Below are 17806 nucleotides of genomic sequence, written 5' to 3' on the forward strand. Positions count from 1 at the left end.
ATCAATAATATGAATAATAAAGATTACATAACTTTATACTCAACATTTGCGATGTTATGTTATTTTCAACATAACATGGCATATGCTGCGTATCTCTCCGCGTATGTTTCGTTCTTGCTTTTGCCCATATCCAAATCTTATGATTATCAATACCTGTTATTATCGTCCACGACCCATACGTACCTCATTCTCCTTGCTTATTGTCTGCTCGGGGTTCTCCAATTGGTCACAGATGGCTACCCGTTGCCCAGCTCGGATAAGTTTGGGAAGATGGGTGTCCAAATCCCCGAAGGGGAAGGAAACGATGTCTGCTTTATCTCCATGTACTACATCAAGTCCTAATATCCGTGAGGCGGTCTGTGCGTCTTCCTTATAGGCCAGATAGTTGTCGCCGGTCCGGAACAGCAGCACGGCATCGGGGTGCTTGCCTTTAAGTTGGTCGTACTGTTCCTGCATAGCCGGGGTAAATGGTTGTCCCTTGGCATTGGCATCAAATGCTATGCGGGTTTGTTCTCCTTGATGGGATTCTTGTGATTGGGCCTGCGCGTTTGCCTGTTGCAACACATCGGCAAAGAGCTTGGCTGCCAGACAGGTCTTATATTCGGCCATATCCTCCGCCGCCCACATTCGTTGCCACTGCTGGGGTGTCACCAGCCTCGGCTGCACTTTCTCTATGCCGTCGATGACCGGGGCGCAGAGAATGCGCTCGTCCTTGGTGCGGAAGATATTCACCCGCTTGATTTTGGACAGGTCGGCATTCTCGGCGGGACCAGCAAACAAGTCCACTTTCAGTTCCGGCCTGTTCTGTGCCAGGGCGTAGTATTTATTGGCCAAGCTGCGGCGTACTTCGGCGGACGCTTCCTGTTGCCCTTGCTTGATGGTGGTGAAGAAACGGTTGACATCCTCTTTGTCGGGATAGACGCTGAATGACGTTTCTCCCTGCGGTTTGAGGTACAACGCCCAGCGTCCGTCATCGTCACGCAACATCTGTATGCGGTCGAACTGCACGGAGGTTGCGTTTTCTACCGCTTCCGACACGTCGATGTACGAGAGTGTCCGCAGTTCCTTGCCCTCCAATTTGGCCGTGGTCACCTCCTTGCCCTCAAAATAACTGTCATCGGGACGGAAGCCCAGCAAGCCATCCTTGTTGAAGAAGCGGACGAATGTAGCCCCTTGCGCCCGCAAGGCGCTATCAATGCGTGTTTTGGAGAAGCCGGGCAGGTTGTTCGTCACCGCCTTTGCCCCGCGTTCAGACCGCTCTTGGGCGTTCATCACCTCGTCCGGTGTCAAGCAGTATGGGCGTTTGTCGCCATCGGGAAAGGCCACATGACCGCCCTCCAACGCTCCGGCCGGCAGCACGACATCCACGATGCCCGTCTGCTTGTCGCGCACGATGACCATCTCCTTGGTAGAGCGGTCGGGTATCCCCTTCAAGCTGTCCGACACCGTATAGCTGCCCTTGGTATTCCATTCGGCGGGCATATATTCCTTGCAGGACTCCGCCATCTGTGTGCCGTAATGGACGGCTTCGGTAAAGGCGATTTCCATCACTTCAGGGTCTTCATCATGCACCTTTAACAACGCTTCCTCCACTTTCTTGTCATAGAAGCCCAGATTGAACTTTTCCAGGAACGCCTGTTTCTCGGCGGGAGAGGCGAAATTCCGGCTGTCCACACCCATGCCTCCCTTGCGGATGATGTCGATCAGAATGGCGCTCTCCCTTGAATCCACTTGCGGCTTCTGTTTCTCGCGCAATTCGGTGGTGCGCTTGTGGTCAAGCAAGGTCGCGTATTCTATTTTCTCGCCACGCTCTGCCTTGCGCATCACCTCCACGGCATTGTTCACGTCCGTTTCGATGGCTTCCAACAGGGTGGGGTTCTCTTGCAGTTCCTGTGTCCAGTATTCCACCAAAGGCAGGCTCTCCGCTGACATTTTGGCCGGCAGGCCGAAGTCCATCATCTTCACTCCGGCAGCGAGTTCGGCCACCAGCCGTTCATATTTCACGGCATCTTCCGATGGTGCTTTCCCACCCTGCATCACCATGCCTTCACGGGCAAGGCGTTGCCGGTGGCCGGTGGCGCTTGCCACTTGGCGCACCAATTCCTGCACATAGTCGGGGTAAGAGGAAAAATGTTTTTGGTCTGGCATATAGACGGCATCCTTGGCGGTGTCGTAACGGGGTGTGCCGGTACCGTCTTTGCGTATGGGCACGAGGTTTTCCTTGATTTGCGCCACGAAATGGTTGACGGCATTCCGCAACTGCCGTTCTTCCGCTTTAAGATTGCCCCGGTCGTTGATGCCGCCGTGGCTCTCCAATAGGGCACGGTAGGTTTCGGGAATGGAATCGGGCAGCGTGGTCTGGTCCACGTTGAACAGGATGCGTATCTCCCGGTTGCGCACCCCTTTGTATTGTTTCCGCTCTTCCTTGTCCAACTGGAGGTAGTCTTCCCTCGACATCGTGTCGCTCGGGTCGTTGCGGTTGACGTACTTCTCCCATTTGTACCAATGGAACGGCACTCCTTTCTCGCCTTGCAGCACCGCCTCGCCGTGTTTCTTAGCTTCGTTGAACGAGAAATAGCGGGCGGTTTTGTAACCGCCACGGTCGGCGTGCATACCGAGTATGAGGGCGTTGAACGGGCTGACTTCCGGACCTTTCGGGTAAAACCTTGGAGCCGTCCTGCCCGAAGCGTTCAACCAATAGCCGCCGCTGATTGCCGCGCCATTCAATGCGCCAGACAGCAGTTCCTTCTCCCGTTCCACGGCAGCTTTTTCTTGTGGGCTTTTGTCCTTGCTCATATATCTTCAGTTTAGTTTTACTTGATACCAAATGTCCTTTCCCTGCCTTCTTCCAAGGTCTGTTCCGATGCGCGGTAGTTTTCTTGGGTCATTTGCCTTGTTTCCTCATGCTTGGCCAGCACAGCATTGGCGAGGGTATTTATCGGCAATGCTCCTTCCCGGCAGGCTTCGGCGGCATGGTATGGCAACAGGATGCTGCACGGCACACCGTCGATGTCCATAAAGAGGTTGTCTCCTTGCAGTACGGGATGGGCGAGCCTTGCATTCAACGGTTCATCGGGATAGGGTTTATACAGCTGTTTGGCCGATGTCTCTTCTTGCCGGTCAAGAGCCTCCTGTCCGGCCTTGTTAAGCAGGTTCAAGCCGCCCATGCCTATCAGCACCATTTTCAACAAGGGGTTGCGGACGAACATGCCTAGCAAGATGGAGGCAATGGGCAGCAGGCTGTCCTTTACCCCGAATGATTTGGTATGACCGGTGAACAAGCCTATCAGCACATCGGGAAGCATGGAAACAACATAGCTCAGGTTCCTGCCCACACCGCCGATGCCGTCTAATCCGAATGTCCTGAGCAGTCCATCCCAACCGTTTTCATTCGAGGGCTGTTGATCTGGTTGTCTAGTTTGTCGGGGCGATTGTGGCATTTGTGGCTCGTCCGATGTCGGTCCTTGACTGTCTGATGTCGGTGCTTGCCCGTCCGTAGAAAGGGGGGTCAAGCTGTTTATACCCTTTGGTTCTTCTTGCAAGGCTTGTTGCTCAGCCAAGTATTCTTCCTCATGTCCGGGTGCCACAACCAAGGGCATATTCTTGTAGCGTTCATCGTTGCGTTTGTCTTCAAATATCTCGGGAAACATTGACTGGAGGCTGGGAAAATCCGGTAGGGTATTCTGCTCCATCCAATCCGCCCATACCGGTCTTTCGGTAAGGATGCCCATCGGCTTGACCAATTGGCTGTTGACCGACAGCACATAGTCGTTCTCGTAGGATAGGATTTTGTTTCCTTGCTTGCGGAAGCCAGTGAACACGTTATCCTCCGCACCGAACACGGCACGGCTGATGCAATCTTCTACGGTGGGCGGTTTCTTTCCGGCATTCTCCTTGCCCTCGATGTACCACTCCACACCGTAGGAAGCGGCTTCCAAGCCCACCGTTCCTGCCAGTGCCGCCCAAGATGCGATGCCGCCGGTAGCCACGGCATCGGCAGCCAATGACACGCCGCGTCCGGCCCACTTTTCCCCGGTGGAAGGGTTATAGGCGGCCTCGCCCCTTGCGTCTATCTCCTGTTGTAAGGGGGAGCGCATCAACGAATCGGCAAACCCGAACAAGCTTCCCTCCATGCCCTTGCGCAGCACATATTCCACCGATGACTTGGGCATCTGCTCTTTGACCATACGGTCAACCATCATCTGCTCCACCCGGTAGTCCACGTAGGCGTATGCAAGGTCGCCACCTAACCGGGCAGACAGCTTGTCGTACTGCTCCCTGCCAATCTCGGCGACCACGGCCTCCCGCCATTCATGTGCCAACAGTGCCAGGTCGGATGTGAAATCCTTGTTCCCGGCGATGCGCTCACGGCACATCTCCACATAGTCCTCTGCTGTCTTGCTGTTCCATTCACCCGTCAGGCGCAGATACTGCAGGGTGTTGTCCGGCATACCCGTGGCACCGGCGGCAAAGCTGCCAAGCAACCCCGCCGGGCTGAGGGCGTATTCGCCAATTTCTTCCGCCTGTTTCTTGCCGAGGAAGTCCTTCACGCTACGCATGACAGGGACGAAATGGGTGTCAAAGTAGCTTTGCAGGCAGTATTCCACTTCGGCAAACCGTTCGCTATGTTGTATTTCCTTGCTCATGATGTTACATGATGTTAAGTTGCTTCATCAGTTGTTCCTTGGTCTGTTCTATCGCATGGCGGCAGGCTTCCATCTGCTTGGGATAGTATTTCTCCAGCAGGGTGTCCTTGGCTATCTCATCGTGGATAAAGCCCACCGCCGTTTGCCGGTTGATCTCCACCGAGGCTTCCCCGTCCTCCTTGTTGTTGAACCAGGCTTTCGTCCACCAACGCAAACCTGCCCGGTCGGGATAGACGGTGACAAGCCTGGGTATGTCGAAACTGCGCACGTCTATCTCCAGTCCTTCCAACGGGTCGGTGACGCCGATGGCGGCTACCGCTTCGTCAAGTTTTTTTTTTTACCGCTTTCGTCCAACGTGGAGAGGAACACCCCGTGACGGAACGCCAAGTAGTCCAGGAAGTCGCCTATCAGCAGGTTTTGTACCTTGGCGGCGATGGGTATGGAGCGGCTGCCGATGCCGAGCGGGTTGGCCAACGAGGGTATCACCTCATAGAAATAGTTGCGGATAGCCGAAAGCGAGAAAATATTGCGTAGCGACTGGACGGTATGGCCGGATACCTTGTATTGTCCGCCCGCGATGTCCGTAAGGTAGTCGGGATAGAAGCGGAGCATCAGTTGCTCGATTTCCTCCCGGTCATCGTCATAGTCAGTGGGTATCTCCATTTCGAGGGTGTCGAAGTCGGGCATACCGGTATGTCCTTGTTGCTGCATCATCTTCAAATTGCCATAAATCATGGTGAGAAAGTCGATGGGGTTGATTTCTTCTCCGTCATACCGCACCTCCATGTGGAGCAGGTCGCCGCTGATGGCCAACACGCTCCCTGCCTTTACCTTTGCCCCGAACGGTGCCATTGCCCTTGCCAGGTGGGCGTAAGTCACTTCATACTTGTCGTACCGGGTCACTTGGAACAGCCCCTGCCTGGGGGTGCTCCCGATTCCCGTCACCACGCCGTCGGCCACTGCGGCCAGTATGTACCGATGCGTGCCGAAATCCACGCCGTGGTGGAAAAACGTCTCGCCGCTCTTAGGATGGGCCTGTTCCCCATAGCCCAAGAGCATCTTCACTTCGCCGTCCCGTTCCTCAAACGGCATACAGTAGCCGCTTGTGGAAACAAGGTTCATTTCTTGTGTATAGTCCATATTCTCGTTATTGTCAATTTTCTTTCCGTTTTATCTTCGCATTCCTCCCTGCCGTTCTTGCTCCTCTTGTTGCGTTTGCCCCACAGGTTGCGTCTGCTCAATCCGTGAGTGGTTACCGATAAGCATCATGCCCAGCAGCAGGCCGCCTATCTTGCCTAACCAGCCGAAACGGCCAAACACCAACAAGGCGGAAGCTACCAAGCCGAGCATTCCCAAGCCCGACACGTTTCCTTTTCCCAAGTTGGAGAAGAAATTGCCGAACATATCCAAACCGTTCCCACCAGTTAGGTTGCCTAAGAACGTTCCGATGCCTCCCCATGTCTGGTTCATGGTGGAAACGCCATCCTTTACGCCTTGCAGGGCTTCACCTGCCTTGTCAACAGCCTGTTCCACACGGTCGGCTGCTTGCCCGGCCATTTCCACTCCTTTGTCCACGTTCTCTTCACCGACCAGCACGTCGGCCACGGTGCGCACTACCGGCTTGTCGTTCACAATGTTCTCCCACGCAAGGTAACCCATGCCGCCTCCGACGACTGCGGTCTTGGTGGCGTGTCCGAATCCGGCAAGGGTGCGCTGGGGATGCACTATCGCGCCGCCCATCGAGCGTGTGACGGAGTTGTTGACCAGTTTCTTGCCGAAACCCAATATTCTTGACCATCCTCCCATATCCAGTGATTGTTTTATTGATGTTTCTATATCCGTTTATAAATCTCCGTTTCTTTTCCACCGCCTCATAGCGGCACGGGCGATTTCTGCCTTGTCCGCTTTCTGCGGCCTTGCCCCTTCATCAATGGTCGCCCACACATCGGCCAGCGAGGTGTATTTCACCGCCAAAGTCAGGTGGCGAAGTTTTTTGTTCATCGCTTTCAGCTTCGGCCGGATGCCGAACACCAATTCTATCCGTTGTTTCTCGGTCATCTTGGTGTCGCTCAGGCATACTTGCCGGATGTCGTTCACGATTTCCACGCTGCCCAATATCAGTTCTTGATAGATGCGGTTGCGGTTCGGGGTGAGTGCCACGGCAATGGCATTCCCTGCATGGCTGCGCAATTGGTCGTTCAGGCTTCCCATATTTTCTGCCAGTTTGCCTACCTCGTGGTAGAAGCCATATATCTGTGCCGCATAGCTGATGATGTCGCGGAAAGAATCGAGGTAGTCGTTGAACTTCCGTTGGATGTCCGTCGTGCCTTCCACTTCCTCCCGTGTCCAGATATGCCCGGTGGTCTGCATCAGCATCGCCCGTTCCTGTGCCTTCAACTGGTCTTCCGCCTTTTCGGTATAGAGATAGACCATCCCGGCCAGGGTCGGGTCGATTTGCGCCTTTAATTGCAACGAGCAAACAAGCAGCAAGCCCATTATCACGATATGTTTCTTTATTCCTCCCATGCTTCATTCATCATTTTTTCTTCATTGAATGATTTTTGCCGCCCTCCTCCATCTGTCTAAGGCAGCATGGGCCACTTCTCCGTTGCTACGGTCTATCATCCCGGCCGTGACGCTGTTCCACACATCAGTCATGGTGTAGTAGCGGATGCTCAGATGCAGCAGGTACAGTTTCTTGCTGAAAGCGTCCAGCCTGTCGGACAAAGCCCAGAGGGTTTCGCTCCGTTCTGCACCTGTCAGCATGTTCTGCGGCCCTCCGGTAGCTACGGCATTTCTGAGTAGCGTATAAACCGAAACAAGTTCAGTGGCCGTTTCAATGTAGAGGTTGTTCATGCTCATCGTGGCGACAATGCCTTGCGGATTGTGGGTGATGGCCTTGCGCAGTTTGCCAAGAGTGATGAAAATGCGTACCCCGTCCTCATACAGGGTGGTGGCTGCTTTCAGCGAGGAGGCATAACCTTCCACCGTTTGCAGGTAGTCGCTGTATTTGCGTTCCCATTCATGAATGCGGTTGAACTCGGCGGCGATGGTGTTCTGCAAGACCGCCGTTTTAGTCTGGCCTTCAATCTGGTCTTGTATCTGGCTATTGATAGCCTCGTTGCCTTCTGCCAAGGCCAACCATTCCAAAGGGTTGGTCTGTACGAATTGCGCTTGTACCCGGATGCCGGCGCACAAGGCAAATACGATGATCCATATCTTAACGGTTCGTGATTTCATAGATTCCTTTTCTTCGTTTGTTCAATTCTACCCGTCCACGGATGACAGTCACCAAATCGTCATTTATCTCCATGCCGATGATGTCAAGCTGTGGCGTGGTGCGGTCGCCTGAATGGACGCTCACGGTTTTCAGCCCGCAAAGTTGTTGCAGCAGGTTGCTCCGCTCGGCGAAATCCACTACCCGGTATAGTTCCACGTAATCGCTGCTCCGGGTAATCACCCCATGTTCATATATCAGTTGTTCGTCCGTAATGCGGTAAATCATGCGTTTGAGGTAGATAAAACGGTAAGCCAAGACCAACGACATGGCCACTGACAACCAAAGCAACAATCCCTTGAACGGCATTCCGTCCATCCCGGCACAAGCGTAACCGCACAGGTCGAGCGTCAGCAACGGCAGGTTGTCGATAAAAAACTGCAACGTCCGTGGTCGTAATTGCAGGGTGCCGGGCAGCATGAATGGGGATTGTGAATTAATCTGTGTCATCGCCTGAATCTGGTTTGTTTTTCTTCTGTATTATCTTGTTCCATGCTCTCGTCCATCCGTTTGTCCAAGAGTTGGTCGTTCCAGTCCTTGTAACCCTCGCTGGGAGGACGGTAATCGATATGCTGTTTATCCAAGCCGAGTTCCTTACAGATGGCGTCAAAGTCAAAGGTGGCCACATTCATTTCGTGCCGCCCGTATTTCCCTGTCAAGTCGGTGACAACCAAGGTGTCTTTTTGGGTCGTATGCGAGTTGAATACCCTCCCGTTCATCTGCAAGGCGAAGTTCACGGCATAGAGTTGCCCCGCGCGGTCGCGGTCGAAACAGAGGTGGTGGTTGGCATTAGGTGTCTGCTCCAGCATTCCGGCAAACTGCCGCACGCTCGGGGTACCGCCCGTGGAAACAAACACGGCATTTCCCAAGTCGGCGTATGCCACATTTCCCTTCTTTTCAATTTGGTAGAACGCCATCGCATCGAAGGCGCTCTCAAACCAATACACATCCTTTGCTCCCGACAGCGGTGTGGTATAGCCCACATCGCTGCGGTGCTGCTCAAGCCTGCCTATCCACATGCCTTCGGTGGCGTTACTCCCTGCCGCCATGCCCTTGTAAGCGGTCTTCCCCTCGGCATTGGGGCGGCTGCGTTCTTCCAAACCGACAATCTGTTTGCCCGGCCATGCGGGCAGCGACAATGGGAAAGCGAGGTTGGTGAACAACTTGCCGTCCGTCCGATGTCTGGAGGCAAGGAAGAAATGGCCGCAAAAGGCACGTTGGGTGTCGAGGTCTATCCCTCGGTTCTTGAAATAGGGATAGAACTTCTTCTGGCTTTCCCAATCGTCCATGCGGAAGGCTTGCAGGTCGTATTCGTCGATATCAAACGGTTTGCCCTCCTTGCCGGGGTTGAATATCCTTGTTTCACGGATTTCCTGCGGTTCGTTCAACAGGCGGCGGCATACGAGGTTGACCAACCGGTCGGCAGACATCCCCGGAGTGTATTCGGCAAAGAAGTGGGGATGTTCCTTGATGAAGGAGATGACGTTGTAGTTCTTGCGTTCGGGTGGTTGGAAGCAGCAGAAGCCGTTGCCGGTGACGATGAACTTGTCGCCGCGCACCCTGCGCCCGTCGCTGTCAATGCGGACATACGACGGATAGCGCAGGCCGTCACGACGGTTCAGCCGATAGCCTGCGTCCACCAGCAATTCCTGTATGCTCAGTCGCCTCTTGTAATCCTCGTAAGTCAGTTCTGCCATGACCAATTCTCAATTCCTCATTCTTAATTCTTCATTCTTCGTTGAATCACATTCCATGCCTCATTTCATGCTGCATTCGTTCCGTGTTCACGGCCGCCTCGTAGTTGCGTGCCGCCACATCCATCGGTGTGTCCACACCGGGCTTGAAATAGCAGCGTGGGGGTGGAGGGCCGTGCCTTTCTAAGTAGATGTCGGGGCGTGGGCCACGGCCCAGTTCGCCCATAACGGCCACGCCCGCCAACAAAGCCGCCCCGATTTTCGTTCCCAACGGCACGTTGTCCCTCGATTTCATGTCCACTTCCCCGAATATCTTGGAAAACAGTTTCAAGCGGTGGTAGTCGTCGATGGCCATGAACTTGTCATATTGCTTCTGGGTGATTTCGTGGCTCACGGCCTCTCCGTCAATGACGGCGGTCATACGGTACTTGCCCTCGGTCTCGGTAGGTTCTACCCGTATCTCGTCCACCGTCACCTCCCGTCCGTGCCTCCCTTCCCTGTACCAGCCTTTGTCGGGATGGATATAGGCAAGGTCGTTACCGTCCATCACCACCGTGCCTTTGGGCAGTTCCCTTTCTTCGGGCACTACGGATAACCCTTCATTGGCATATTGTCCTTGCCCGCCTTGCAATCCCTGCATTCCTTGCTCCAGTTGCTCCGCTTGGGCAAGCTGGCGGTTCAGGTCTTCCATGACAGTCGGATACAGTTCGATGGCAATCATCTTGTCGCTGTTCAGCATATCCATCGTGATGGGAACGGAAAAGTCCTCTTTGATGATGCCGTTGATGATTTCCAGCCGCTTTTCCACCGGCATTTCCTGCGCGGAATTGTGGGTCAATGCAGCCAGTTCCTCCTCTTTCAAGTCATATTGCAGGTCTGCGGGAATGGAGGCGGATTGTATGGTCAGCGTCTTGCGTTCGGGGTCGATAAGTATGCCGTGGCTTGCCAGGCATTCCTGCCATTTCTCATGGGTGAAATAGACAGGAGAAGTAATGAGGGTGTGATAGGGTTTGGCAGGCTCGGTGGGGCGTGGCCTGGGTTGTAAGGGTGTGATGACCGTTTCCAGTTCCTCCAACACATCCTGCCCGGCCACCGTAGCGGTGGGATGCCCCTTGTAGTAGAAGCCATAACCGCCACTCTGCAACTCTCCAGGTTTCATGCGTCCGTCAGGCCGGTTGGGCACTATCGGTGCGCCGGGATAGTAAAGGTCACCGCCGATGCGTCGCAGGTGGAATCCGTCCTGCTGGCGGGGTGTCCAGCCGAGGAAGCAGGCTCCCCAAGGGTGGCGCAAAGGAAATGGGCGTCCAAGCCGCCCGTATTCGCCCGCACCGATGCGGTAGCCGTGTAGCCCCATGGCCACTCGTCCGTTGGCGTTCCGTGCGTGTACGAAATCTCTGGGCAAGTCGAAATCCGCCGCTACAATACTTGCGAAGGTGTTGTAGCACCTTCGGTTGGCGTAGTTCGTACCCCATTCGGTCAGGGCTTGCAGCTGTTTTTCGGTGATGGGATAGGAAAGCAACGGGGAGTCATGCCCTTGTACAATCAGGACAAATCCCTCGCTGCTTCCCGCTATGTGTCCCCTCATGCCGTTGCGGGCCAGGATGTCCCGCATCTCCGGCGGCAGTTCCAAGGGTCGGGGGGTGGTATTCTTTCGTATGCTCATCTTTGGTTGTTCTCATGCTGTTATACGATAATCAGGCATCGCCGTTGGCGAGTGCAGTTTCTATCTCCTCCTGCTTCATGTCGAGGAAGCGCAAGGCGGTGTCGTCGTCCATTGGCAGGTCGCGCAGGCGGCAGTACTTTTCGTATTCCGTCCTCCATTCCCTCGAATGGTGCTGCACATAGTCTTTCCAGCCATATTCACCGCTCTGCACCTTTTCCACAAGGGTTTCTTCCGGGTAGTATTCTTCTTTTGACATGATGCCTTATAGTTTGGGAGTGTTGGCGTTCTGCATCCTGTGCTGGCTGCTCCGCTTCAACTCGTTCCACATTTCCTCGGTGTAGTCGTCCTCGTGCACATAGTCGAGACCGCCCTCGCCGTCTGCGACCCAGCAGCCAAAACAGCCGAAGTTGTACTTGTCCCACTCGCGTTTCGCTTCCTGCTTCCATTGTACACTGTCACCCGCGCACACCAACAGGCCCGTAGGCTCGTTCAGGTCGATGCCGATGGTCATCAGTTCATCGCCTTCCGCCACAGTCAGCGGTTCACCCACTTGCAGGCAGTTGATTTCCGCTGTAGAAAGATGGAATTCATCAGCTATGATTTGCAGGTTGCGCCCGATGACGGGGGTGGGCACGGAAAGGATTTGCTTCGTGCCGGCATCGATCTGGTGGAATGCCTGCACGGGATTGTCACTGTCTCCCAGCATCGGTGCGATGACGGGCTTTCCCTCCAAGAGACGTTGTTTCTGCTCTTCGCTGAACCGCTCCAAGCGGCTCTCCACCAGCACGGGATAAAACAACACATCGGCGGTGCCGTCCTCACGCCGTACCAATGAAAAGCGTGTCCGGGCATGGATGGTGTTGCCTTCCGAATCGTCCACACGAATGGGCAAAATGGGTGAACGGCGGCCCGAATGGATGGCTTGCAGCACATTCACCGGCAGGTCGCCTATCATCTCCCTTGTCAGTCCGAATTGTTCGAGGATGCCGTAGGGCACTTCCTCTTCCGAGAATTTGTATCTGTTCATTCGTCCGAAATTTATTTGTTCTCGGACAAATGTAAGACGGCTGCAAGCGGCAAAAGAAAGTGCAAGAAGAAATCTGCCCGGATTTAGGCTTAATTATGTTGGCAACCGAAAATCATACTGTCAATCATACTTCAAACGAAGAATGGGGCTTCCCAAAGCACGTTCATGCCGGGAAGCCCCATTCGGGTATAAGTCGTTAGGTTTATAGGCGCAATTAGGGCTTATCAGCCTTGGTCGCGACATACATTTGATTCCTGCTGGTTGGGTTGTCGGGTTCTGTCATTGACAGCAGGCCTTCAGTTATCATAGGCGTTATATATACTTCCATCAGATTTTTCTTGTCTGCCAAGCCAAGCATGGCTAATATCTCGGAAGAGGTTCTTGGCTCAGAGCAAAAATCCATTATCTGTTGCAGCCTCTGTTCTTTCTTGTCAGACTTTCTTATAGGGTTTTCTTGTGGGGTTTTCTTATGGGGTTTTCTTACGGGGTTTTCTTGTGGGGTTTTCCCAATTGGCAATGTCAACACCACATAATCGGGCTGCACTTCTTCGGTCAACTTAGGCTCATCCCAACCTAATTCTTTCCATCCGGCCAATATCTTGTCCACGCCGCTTCCGGCTTTCTCTGCCTTGCCCAACAACATGAACATCTTTTGCAAGGTCGGGTTGCGGCAGATGCTTCTTCCTCCCTTAAAGTATTGTTGTTTCGACACTAACATCATGCCGGGGTTGGAAAAAGTCAGTTCCGTTTCCGTCCTGCGTACTACAATGTTTCCTGTCGCATTCAGGTCTTGATGGACTATACAGTTAATCAATGCCTCGCGCACGGCATCATGGGCGGCGGTTTCCTCTTGCCTTTCATCGCCTACCAATTTGAATGGTTTGGGTAGGGCTTGGATAAGTTTGTTGTACACTCGTATATAGAATTGGAACAGGTTTGCCTCCCACGTTCCATCAGGATAGATACGATCGGTCCAGCGCACCTTGGCATCATCGGTGTACAACCGCTCTTGGTAGTCCACGAAATAATAGGGTTCTCCGGCAGGGTTGGTTATCATGTCGGATTGGCCGAACATCAAGAGACCGGCACGGGTGATGCCGCTTTCGCCTGTCGCTATGTTGTGGGAATAAGCACCTATCTTCTCCATGAATTGCAGGTCGTCCGTGAGCTTTGCCCAAGGATGGGTGGGGTGCAGGCTGGCAAACAACTGGCGGTATTGGTGCAGTGACGGCAGGTCAATGGCATTTTCAAGGGTGAACCCTTTTCGTATGATGGCATCTTGCGGATGGCTTTCATGTTCCGCATCGGCAAACATCCGCCTCACTTCCGCATCCGTACACAGGTAATCGCCCTCATGGTTCCGACGATAGGTATTGCCAATGGGGTTGGTCGTGAGGTACACAGGGCGCATATTGTATTCAGCCCGGGGAATGTGGCAAACGAGTAGATACGCTCCATCTATTTCCTTGACTTCCACATCCTGTTCATGGGGCAGACAGACACTTACCTTTCCACGGTTATGGGCGTTGTCCCAAAAATTCTTCTTGTATTTGAGTGCCGTTTCTTCGGAAAGGCCATCGAACAAGAATTTCCCTTCCTTTTCCTGTACGCCCAATATGATTGTACCCCCGTTGGTATTGGCAAATGCCGAATAGGTTTCCCAAAAGCTACCGGGAAAGCCACCACGGGCGGATTTGAACTCGACTTCGGCCGATTCACCTTTTTGTACCAAAGCATATAATTCTCTTCTGATGTCTGTCATACGATTCTTGTTATGTTGCAACTGCATTGTCATCGGTTGCTTGATTGATACGACCTCACTTTGGTGATGCAGTTGCTTCTTACAGTTTGCAAATATAATGTTTTTTACGGTGTAACTTCCAAGTTAAGAGAGATTTCTCCATTTTTTCAGGCATCCGTTGTATAATCGTTGCGAAGTCTGATTGACAGGTCTGATTCCCTATAAAATCTTATAATATAGCCATTCCCACTATCGTCTTTCCGCTTTTACGCAAGCCACATATTACTTTTGTGCCATGAAAAAGTCATGTCTACTATTCACCTTATCTTCTTGTTTCCTCTCCGTACAAGCGCAGTTCCACACCATCGCTTACAACAAACAGCTGTATAACGTGGAAGAAGTTGCGGAGCCAAAGGAAACAAAAAGCCTCCCAGAAGCCGGAGAGGCCGATAATCTTGTTTCTCAACCATCGATGGCAGGGAAACATTTAGACGAAATGCACAGCCGATGGATTGGCTGTTATATGAGTGTTTCTTATCCTTTGAAGAAAATCATAGTTACTTCACCTTACGGACGGCGCAAAGACCCTCTCAGTGGCAAGCGGAGCAACCACAACGGCTTGGACTTGCAGGCAAGGAATGAGGAGGTCTATGCCATGATGCCGGGCGAGGTGGTTAAGGTGTCATCCGACAAGCGTTCAGGCAACTATGTGACCATCCGACACGGTGACTACACAGTCAGTTATTGCCATCTGTCGAAAACATTGGTAAAGAAAGGCGCACAAATCATGCCTGGCGAGGTAGTGGCCATCAGTGGCAACACAGGACGTAGTACCGGACCACACTTGCACATTACCGCCAAATACGGCAAGAAGCACATCGACCCGGCCATCCTGTTGCAATTCGTCCGTGAAACACGTGCGGAAGCATTGGCGCATTTGGTAGCAGACGACTAAGCTCACTTCCCTTTCCCTTTCAGGAACTGCTCGTAGTCATATTCGTTCATCGTCGGCTTGTAGGTCTTGCCCGACAGGAACATCCTTGCTATCAGTATAGGCCAGAAGATGGGAATTGCCCATAGAATGACCTTGCTCCAATTTGTACCCCCATAGTCATTCCGTTTGTATTGTTTCGGATGTCGCTCTTGATACTTGGCTACCGGTATCAAGATGTATCGCCAAGCCAATAAAATGGCACCCACCCAAAACCAATCCAATATGAGCCAGCAAAACAGCACGGCCAGCCACAGTGCGGTGGCTTCTGCCGAACAGACCTTTCGTAATATCTTCCCACAGAATTTCAGCAGGACATATCCCAATACAATCAATACAATATATTCCATAATAAATTGAATTTCAGAATACTAATATACGGAATTGTTTTCATATTCGGAAATATATTGCCGTGTTTTTATATGAACATCGTTGGATTTTGCAAACATTATGATACAACAAAAGCCTTTGCTTCTATACAGAAGAAGGCAAAGGCTTTTGATGAATTGAATCTACAATTGTACTCCATTGGATTTTTAATTAAGTCTTTCCTTTGAACGTACAATACGATGACTTGTATGCAATGTTTTTAGGTGGACATTTCAACTTGATTACTTGTTCGTGCTCATTTGTCTCGCTATCTCATAGGCTCTTTGCCTTACCGCAGAATCGATTTCATCCGGAATGGAACGGGTGTCAAGAGATAATCTTTCGCCTCTTTCCAAATCCATATTAAGAAGATAAACAGCAAAAGCGTATGCGTCTATCTCTATGGACTGTGAATAATAGCGGAGTGTAGTAGGCCCACCTTCATTTCGTTGGTAATGCTCGAATTCATATTGCCATTTCTGCAGGACTGGTAAAGGTTCTTTCGTGGATTTCCTTTCACAGAAGTTCTTCACTCCTATTCTTTGGTAAAGATTCCTTATCTCATGATAGATAAGCATCCTGACTTCTGTTTCATCTGGATTGTTACTTTGTTGTAGCAGCCAATCGGAATTGACATATATGTTGTCATCCGTTATTTCACAAGCATTGTCCAATGTGGCGAATTAGTGCCCACAGGTTCTAAACAGACCTTGACTGTATTCTTCAATTTCAGGGCAGACAATGCCCGTGCTGAGATTCTTTCAATCCATGTTGTCAATTTTTTTCTTTACCCATGTTTATCCATTCATTTATTGGAAAAGATTCATCCCTGCCAATTCCATTCAAACAGTTCTATATCCTCCTCAACAAGCCTGTCGCCCATCTGCACTTCTACGAAATGTAAATCAGTAAGTGCCTTGACTGCATGTTTCTGCCCTTTGCGGATATATACGACATCGCCTTGTTGAACTTCTTTCATTTTACCGTCTATCACCAAGATACCTGTTCCTTCCACAAAAGTCCAGACTTCATCCCGATGAAAATGACGTTGGTAACTGATGCTTTTTCCAGCCTTGACGCAGAGATGTTTCGTCAATGACCGGACTTGTTGGTCTGCCGTTTCATGTCGGTCTATTACCTTGTATGTTCCCCACCGGCGTTCTTCGTACATGGGACGGTCGGTTATCCGGCTAACTAAGGGTTTGATGCGCTCACAACCATCTTTATCTGCAATCAAAATACCATCTGGGCTTGCCGCAATGACAAGATTATCCGTTCCTACGCAGACACATGGAATGTCAAGGTCATTAATCACATTCGTATCATGACAACTTTCATCTAACAATACATGGCCAATGGTTTCGTTTCCAAGCACTTCAGTCAATGCATCCCAAGTGCCTAAGTCTTTCCATACTCCATTAAAAGGAATAACAGCCACAGATTGGACTTTCTCGGCCACTTCATAGTCAAAGCTGATTTTGGGCAGTTCTCCGTAATGGTTACGGACTTCTTGAAATGTGTCGGCTTGCAGATGCCGTTTTACGATGTCCGTTAAATATCCCAATTGGAAAGCGAATACGCCCCATTCCACAAAGCTCCGCTGTCAATCAGTTCTTTGGCTCTTTCTTCATAGGTTTTTTCTGTAAAGCATTCAACTTTACGGATAATACCATTGGAACTTTGCGGGACAATGTAACCGTATTTGGTAGATGCGTATGTCGGTTCAATCCCCATCAATACGAGGTCGGCAACGCTGTGTTCCACGGCATCTGCCATCTGTCCGATGACACGGAAATAATTTTCATCCGTATAGGGGTCGCTCGGCATGACCACAACGGTTTCGTCAAGTGCGCATCTTTTTCCCTTTTCAAGATACAAGCAAGCCAAGGCAATAGCAGGGAAAGTGTCACGTCGTTCAGGTTCGGTCACGAGACCTACCGTATTACCAAGCTGACAGCTTATCGCATCCCGTTGTCCTTCGCCTATGGCGATAGTTATCTCTGCATCAAGTTGAGAATCTTGAATTTGGCGTACTACACGCTGGACCATCGACTCTCGGTTTCCATTAGGAGTAGGCAGCAAACGTAAAAACTGTTTGGAATAGGCATCGTTGGACAGCGGCCATAGACGTTTTCCTGGCCGCTAGATACTAGTATAAGTAATCATTCCTATTTAGTTTATACTATCGACGTATCTGTCATTCTGAGCGAAGCCCGTAGGGCGTAGTCGAAGAATCTCACTACATGCACTGCCCAAGGGAATCGTGTCTTTCTGGAGATGTTTCGACTTCGCTTCGCTCCGCTACCAATGACGAATTTACAATTTGTCATAATCGAATGGATTTTCCGCAGGAAATAGGCACTCAACATGACAGGCACACATCATATAAATTAATTTT

19 protein-coding genes are annotated in these 17806 nt (G+C 51.6%); 1 reads left to right on the plus strand and 18 read right to left on the minus strand.

Annotated features, from left to right (window positions below):
- Positions 1–159: 159 nt before the first annotated feature.
- The 13 genes from B5F71_RS00235 to B5F71_RS00295 form a co-directional block, all read right to left on the minus strand.
- A complete protein-coding gene (locus B5F71_RS00235; protein ID WP_087206898.1) occupies positions 160–2796 on the minus strand; it encodes an ArdC-like ssDNA-binding domain-containing protein in 2637 nt (878 codons plus the stop codon).
- 17 nt (positions 2797–2813) lie between these two features.
- Positions 2814–4646: a hypothetical protein gene (locus B5F71_RS00240; RefSeq protein WP_087206901.1), complete on the minus strand. Its 1833-nt coding sequence runs from the start codon at positions 4644–4646 to the stop codon at positions 2814–2816.
- Between the two features lie 4 nt (positions 4647–4650).
- Complete coding sequence (locus tag B5F71_RS00245) at positions 4651–4935, minus strand: hypothetical protein (protein ID WP_068855470.1); 285 nt, start codon at positions 4933–4935, stop codon at positions 4651–4653.
- Between the two features lie 23 nt (positions 4936–4958).
- Entirely contained in the window at positions 4959–5786 is an 828-nt protein-coding gene (locus B5F71_RS00250; RefSeq protein WP_087206903.1) for a M23 family metallopeptidase, read from the minus strand.
- A 30-nt stretch (positions 5787–5816) separates the two neighbouring features.
- Positions 5817–6452, minus strand: coding sequence for an antitoxin (locus B5F71_RS00255; RefSeq protein ID WP_087206904.1), 636 nt, complete (start codon positions 6450–6452; stop codon positions 5817–5819).
- A gap of 36 nt (positions 6453–6488) precedes the next feature.
- Positions 6489–7172 carry a hypothetical protein gene (locus tag B5F71_RS00260; protein WP_087206906.1) on the minus strand — a complete coding sequence of 228 codons (684 nt, stop codon included), beginning with the start codon at positions 7170–7172 and terminating at the stop codon, positions 6489–6491.
- 21 nt (positions 7173–7193) lie between these two features.
- Positions 7194–7886 (minus strand): hypothetical protein, encoded by a 693-nt coding sequence (locus B5F71_RS00265; protein WP_087206908.1) that lies wholly within the window; start codon positions 7884–7886, stop codon positions 7194–7196.
- On the minus strand, positions 7867–8373 hold the full coding sequence (locus B5F71_RS00270) for a PH domain-containing protein (RefSeq protein WP_241148510.1): 507 nt from the start codon (positions 8371–8373) through the stop codon (positions 7867–7869). The genes B5F71_RS00265 and B5F71_RS00270 overlap by 20 nt, the downstream gene beginning before the upstream one ends.
- Positions 8370–9620 (minus strand): toprim domain-containing protein, encoded by a 1251-nt coding sequence (locus tag B5F71_RS00275; RefSeq protein ID WP_087206910.1) that lies wholly within the window; start codon positions 9618–9620, stop codon positions 8370–8372. Before B5F71_RS00275 ends, B5F71_RS00270 begins: the two co-directional genes overlap by 4 nt.
- 46 nt (positions 9621–9666) lie before the next feature.
- Complete coding sequence (locus tag B5F71_RS00280) at positions 9667–11280, minus strand: hypothetical protein (protein ID WP_087206913.1); 1614 nt, start codon at positions 11278–11280, stop codon at positions 9667–9669.
- 31 nt (positions 11281–11311) lie between these two features.
- Entirely contained in the window at positions 11312–11536 is a 225-nt protein-coding gene (locus tag B5F71_RS00285; RefSeq protein WP_087206914.1) for a hypothetical protein, read from the minus strand.
- Between the two features lie 6 nt (positions 11537–11542).
- Positions 11543–12307 (minus strand): DUF4099 domain-containing protein, encoded by a 765-nt coding sequence (locus tag B5F71_RS00290; protein ID WP_087206916.1) that lies wholly within the window; start codon positions 12305–12307, stop codon positions 11543–11545.
- A gap of 214 nt (positions 12308–12521) precedes the next feature.
- A complete protein-coding gene (locus B5F71_RS00295) occupies positions 12522–14069 on the minus strand; it encodes an RNA-binding domain-containing protein (RefSeq protein WP_087207141.1) in 1548 nt (515 codons plus the stop codon).
- 274 nt (positions 14070–14343) lie between these two features.
- On the opposite strand from B5F71_RS00295, the gene B5F71_RS00300 reads away from it, so the two are divergent.
- The gene (locus B5F71_RS00300) at positions 14344–15003 is read left to right on the plus strand and encodes a M23 family metallopeptidase (protein WP_087206918.1); all 660 of its coding nucleotides are present in this window, start codon (positions 14344–14346) and stop codon (positions 15001–15003) included.
- Between the two features lie 2 nt (positions 15004–15005).
- On the opposite strand, the gene B5F71_RS00305 is transcribed toward B5F71_RS00300, so the two are convergent.
- The 5 genes from B5F71_RS00305 to B5F71_RS19725 form a co-directional block, all read right to left on the minus strand.
- Positions 15006–15389 carry a hypothetical protein gene (locus B5F71_RS00305; RefSeq protein ID WP_087206920.1) on the minus strand — a complete coding sequence of 128 codons (384 nt, stop codon included), beginning with the start codon at positions 15387–15389 and terminating at the stop codon, positions 15006–15008.
- A 261-nt stretch (positions 15390–15650) separates the two neighbouring features.
- Positions 15651–15986 carry a hypothetical protein gene (locus B5F71_RS00310; RefSeq protein WP_087206922.1) on the minus strand — a complete coding sequence of 112 codons (336 nt, stop codon included), beginning with the start codon at positions 15984–15986 and terminating at the stop codon, positions 15651–15653.
- 245 nt (positions 15987–16231) lie between these two features.
- On the minus strand, positions 16232–16999 hold the full coding sequence (locus B5F71_RS20890) for a cupin domain-containing protein (protein ID WP_241148511.1): 768 nt from the start codon (positions 16997–16999) through the stop codon (positions 16232–16234).
- Positions 16960–17490 carry a sugar phosphate nucleotidyltransferase gene (locus tag B5F71_RS20895; protein ID WP_241148512.1) on the minus strand — a complete coding sequence of 177 codons (531 nt, stop codon included), beginning with the start codon at positions 17488–17490 and terminating at the stop codon, positions 16960–16962. The genes B5F71_RS20890 and B5F71_RS20895 overlap by 40 nt, the downstream gene beginning before the upstream one ends.
- 95 nt (positions 17491–17585) lie before the next feature.
- Positions 17586–17738 (minus strand): hypothetical protein, encoded by a 153-nt coding sequence (locus B5F71_RS19725; protein WP_162609928.1) that lies wholly within the window; start codon positions 17736–17738, stop codon positions 17586–17588.
- Positions 17739–17806: the final 68 nt, after the last annotated feature.

It is taken from the genome of Bacteroides sp. An269 (genome assembly GCF_002159755.1).
Classification (GTDB): Bacteria; Bacteroidota; Bacteroidia; order Bacteroidales; family Bacteroidaceae; genus Phocaeicola; species Phocaeicola intestinalis.

Bases quoted from the DNA above. Each gene is read 5' to 3' on its own strand.
- B5F71_RS00310 (WP_087206922.1), bottom strand. From the start codon at position 15,986: ATGCTTATCTATCATGAGATAAGGAATCTTTACCAAAGAATAGGAGTG.
- B5F71_RS00285 (WP_087206914.1), bottom strand. From the start codon at position 11,536: ATGTCAAAAGAAGAATACTACCCGGAAGAAACCCTTGTGGAAAAGGTG.
- B5F71_RS19725 (WP_162609928.1), bottom strand. From the start codon at position 17,738: ATGACAAATTGTAAATTCGTCATTGGTAGCGGAGCGAAGCGAAGTCGA.
- B5F71_RS00295 (WP_087207141.1), bottom strand. From the start codon at position 14,069: ATGACAGACATCAGAAGAGAATTATATGCTTTGGTACAAAAAGGTGAA.
- B5F71_RS00270 (WP_241148510.1), bottom strand. From the start codon at position 8,373: ATGACACAGATTAATTCACAATCCCCATTCATGCTGCCCGGCACCCTG.
- B5F71_RS00290 (WP_087206916.1), bottom strand. From the start codon at position 12,307: ATGAACAGATACAAATTCTCGGAAGAGGAAGTGCCCTACGGCATCCTC.
- B5F71_RS00255 (WP_087206904.1), bottom strand. From the start codon at position 6,452: ATGGGAGGATGGTCAAGAATATTGGGTTTCGGCAAGAAACTGGTCAAC.
- B5F71_RS00305 (WP_087206920.1), bottom strand. From the start codon at position 15,389: ATGGAATATATTGTATTGATTGTATTGGGATATGTCCTGCTGAAATTC.
- B5F71_RS00250 (WP_087206903.1), bottom strand. From the start codon at position 5,786: ATGGACTATACACAAGAAATGAACCTTGTTTCCACAAGCGGCTACTGT.
- B5F71_RS00260 (WP_087206906.1), bottom strand. From the start codon at position 7,172: ATGGGAGGAATAAAGAAACATATCGTGATAATGGGCTTGCTGCTTGTT.
- B5F71_RS00275 (WP_087206910.1), bottom strand. From the start codon at position 9,620: ATGGCAGAACTGACTTACGAGGATTACAAGAGGCGACTGAGCATACAG.
- B5F71_RS00280 (WP_087206913.1), bottom strand. From the start codon at position 11,280: ATGAGCATACGAAAGAATACCACCCCCCGACCCTTGGAACTGCCGCCG.
- B5F71_RS00300 (WP_087206918.1), top strand. From the start codon at position 14,344: ATGAAAAAGTCATGTCTACTATTCACCTTATCTTCTTGTTTCCTCTCC.
- B5F71_RS00240 (WP_087206901.1), bottom strand. From the start codon at position 4,646: ATGAGCAAGGAAATACAACATAGCGAACGGTTTGCCGAAGTGGAATAC.
- B5F71_RS00235 (WP_087206898.1), bottom strand. From the start codon at position 2,796: ATGAGCAAGGACAAAAGCCCACAAGAAAAAGCTGCCGTGGAACGGGAG.
- B5F71_RS00265 (WP_087206908.1), bottom strand. From the start codon at position 7,886: ATGAAATCACGAACCGTTAAGATATGGATCATCGTATTTGCCTTGTGC.